Raw genomic sequence first — 3,271 nt, 5'->3', positions numbered from 1 at the left:
GCCATATCGGGAGTTAAATTGAAAATTTCATTGATTTCTGCAGTGTCAGAAAATGGCGTAATCGGTAGTGGTCCTGATATTCCGTGGTCAGCAAAAGGTGAGCAGCTAATCTTTAAGGCGCTCACATACAATCAGTGGCTTCTTGTTGGAAGGAAAACATTTGACTCTATGGGAGTTCTTCCAAATCGCAAATATGCAGTAGTGTCAAAGAATGGAATTTCAGGGTCAAATGAAAACGTCTTGGTTTTTCCTTCAATAGAAAATGCTTTGCAAGAACTATCTAAAATTACAGATCATGTATATATTTCGGGTGGGGGGCAAATCTATGAAAGCCTTATTGAAAAAGCAGATATAATTCATCTATCTACTATTCATGTTGAGGTTGAAGGTGATATTAAATTCCCTATATTACCTGAAGGTTTCAACTTGGTTTTTGAACAGTTTTTTGTGTCTAATATAAATTATACATATCAAATTTGGAAAAAAGGCTAACAAGTCGTTGCAGCACCAGTCGCTCCGCTCCTTGGACAGTTTTTAAGTTGTGGTTTTATGGTTTTGCTGCGCAAAAATATTCCATAAAACCACAACTTAAAAACTGCCGCTGAACTCGGCGTTATGCTGTGACCCGGGTTGTTGGCGAAGCGAACGTATGGCGATTAAAGTAATAAACGCAAAGGTAAAATAATGACGTGGAGAACGACCAGAACACTTTTACAGCCTCAAAATCTGGACTTCAATGAGTTTGAGATTCTTACTTCCGTAATTGAGGGCGCCCGAATTGTCGGCATTGGCGAGGGCGCTCATTTTGTCGCGGAGTTTTCACTGGCTAGAGCAAGTCTTATCCGCTATTTGGTCGAAAGGCATGATTTTAATGCGATTGGTTTGGAATGTGGGGCGATTCAGGCATCCCGGTTATCTGAATGGCTCAACTCAACAGCCGGTGCTCATGAACTTGAGCGATTTTCGGATACCCTGACCTTTTCTGTGTATGGCTCAGTGCTGATCTGGCTGAAATCATATCTCCGCGAATCAGGAAGAAAACTGCAGTTAGTCGGAATCGACTTACCCAACACCCTGAACCCAAGGGACGACCTAGCGCAATTGGCCGAAATTATCCAGCTCATCGATCACCTCATGAAACCGCACGTTGATATGCTGACTCACTTGTTGGCGTCCATTGATGGCCAGTCGGCGGTTATTTCATCGGCAAAATGGGGGGAGCTAGAAACGGCTCGGCAGGAGAAAGCTATCTCAGGGGTAACCAGATTGAAGCTCCGCTTGGCGTCGCTTGCCCCTGTACTGAAAAAACACGTCAACAGCGATTTGTTCCGAAAAGCCTCTGATCGAATAGAATCGATAGAGTATACGTTGGAAACCTTGCGTATAATGAAAACTTTCTTCGATGGTACCTCTCTTGAGGGAGATACTTCCGTACGTGACTCGTATATGGCGGGCGTAGTAGATGGAATGGTTCGAGCGAATCCGGATGTGAAGATAATTCTGCTGGCGCACAACAATCATTTACAAAAAACCCCAGTCTCCTTTTCAGGCGAGCTTACGGCTGTTCCCATGGGGCAGCACCTCGCAGAGAGGGTGAATTACCGTGCGATTGCATTCACCCATCTTGGACCCACCGTGCCGGAAATGCATTTCCCATCGCCCGACAGTCCTCTTGGATTCTCTGTTGTGACCACGCCTGCCGATGCAATCCGTGAGGATAGTATGGAACAGTATGTCATCGACGCCTGTGGTACGGAGAATTCATGTCTGACATTGACAGATGCCCCCATGGAAGCAAAGCGAATGCGGTCTCAAAGCGCCTCTGTAAAAACGAAATTGAGCGAGGCATTTGATGCCATCGTCTGTGTTCCAAGCGCCGGCAAGGACAGCCTAGTTGCCCTATAGGAAACCGGAAATGAAAATGAGGGAGCATAACCTGCGAATCCACCGGACGGTTTTCAACCGCCGGTGATCAGCGCGTTAGACATCATGAGGGTAGCGGTGACCATCGAAATTTCGAACCAACTATCAGAGGTGCTAAGCGTCATTGAGCGCCATCTGGAATCAACGTTGCTGGCCGTGCATTTGTACGGCTCCGCAGTGGATGGCGGCCTGAAGCCATACAGCGATATTGATTTGTTGGTTACTGTGGCCGTAAAGCTTGATGAAACGACGCGGCGAGCATTGCTCAATGACCTTATGGAGGCTTCGGCTTTCCCTGGCGAGAGCGAGACGCTCCGCGCTATAGAAGTCACCCTTGTCGTGCATGACGACATCATCCCGTGGCGTTATCCGGCTAAGCGCGAGCTGCAATTTGGAGAATGGCAGCGCAATGACATTCTTGCGGGTATCTTCGAGCCAGCCATGATCGACATTGATCTAGCTATCCTGCTTACAAAAGCAAGAGAACATAGCGTTGCCTTGGTAGGTCCGGCAGCGGAGGAATTCTTTGACCCGGTTCCTGAACAGGATCTATTCGAGGCGCTGAGGGAAACCTTGAAGCTATGGAACTCGCAGCCCGACTGGGCCGGCGATGAGCGAAATGTAGTGCTTACGTTGTCCCGCATTTGGTACAGCGCAATAACCGGCAAAATCGCGCCGAAGGATGTCGCTGCCGACTGGGCAATAAAACGCCTACCTGCCCAGTATCAGCCCGTCTTACTTGAAGCTAAGCAAGCTTATCTGGGACAAAAAGAAGATCACTTGGCCTCACGCGCAGATCACTTGGAAGAATTTATTCGCTTTGTGAAAGGCGAGATCATCAAGTCAGTTGGTAAATGATGTCTAACAATTCGTTCAAGCCGACCGCGCTACGCGCGGCGGCTTAACTCCGGCGTTAGATGCACTAAGCACATAATTGCTCACAGCCAAACTATCAGGTCAAGTCTGCTTTTATTATTTTGGGTATACGGATTTAATGGTTGATGGGGCACCTTCACCCCATCAATCTGATACCACCCTCAGATGGTTGATAGATCCACTCCGTAGTTGAGTTCCTCTGCGAAGTCCGGCAGTCCGTAACCGATGGTTTTCTTGTAGAAAGGAGAGACCTTCGCAGTCGGTGCCTTCTTCTTGTGCTTCGTGGTGTAGAGCATTCGTGCCCGCATCACCTCGAAGGAGTAACCGCGCCCTTCACGGTTCTTGTCCTTGGCCAGTCGGTTGATGGACTCCGTGTAAGCGTTGGTGACGGGCATGTCCGTCTCGAAGTAGGTCATGGTCTCTTCGCGCCAGTTTCCCACTGCCCTGACCAGATCGCTCCAGACTTCCTTTT

4 protein-coding genes are annotated in these 3,271 nt (G+C 48.2%); 3 read left to right on the top strand and 1 reads right to left on the bottom strand.

Annotated elements, in window-relative coordinates:
• The first annotated feature begins 18 nt into the window (after positions 1-18).
• From dfrA32 to PR675_RS20485, 3 genes are all read left to right on the top strand, one after another.
• Complete coding sequence (gene dfrA32, locus PR675_RS20495) at positions 19-492, top strand: trimethoprim-resistant dihydrofolate reductase DfrA32 (protein ID WP_032084013.1); 474 nt, start codon at positions 19-21, stop codon at positions 490-492.
• Between the two features lie 192 nt (positions 493-684).
• Entirely contained in the window at positions 685-1,905 is a 1,221-nt protein-coding gene (gene ere(A) / locus PR675_RS20490; protein WP_032084014.1) for an EreA family erythromycin esterase, read from the top strand.
• An 84-nt stretch (positions 1,906-1,989) separates the two neighbouring features.
• Complete coding sequence (locus tag PR675_RS20485; RefSeq protein WP_001261740.1) at positions 1,990-2,781, top strand: ANT(3'')-Ia family aminoglycoside nucleotidyltransferase AadA2; 792 nt, start codon at positions 1,990-1,992, stop codon at positions 2,779-2,781.
• Positions 2,782-2,960: 179 nt separating this feature from the next.
• Here PR675_RS20485 and PR675_RS20480 read toward each other — a convergent pair.
• On the bottom strand, positions 2,961-3,271 hold a 311-nt coding region (locus PR675_RS20480), incomplete at its 5' end, for a transposase (protein ID WP_272582964.1).

It is taken from the genome of Providencia sp. PROV261, assembly GCF_028477945.1.
Classification (GTDB): Bacteria; Pseudomonadota; Gammaproteobacteria; order Enterobacterales; family Enterobacteriaceae; genus Providencia; species Providencia stuartii.
The sequence above is the reverse complement of the archived record's forward strand: the minus strand, read 5'-3'. Positions and strand labels throughout refer to the sequence as shown.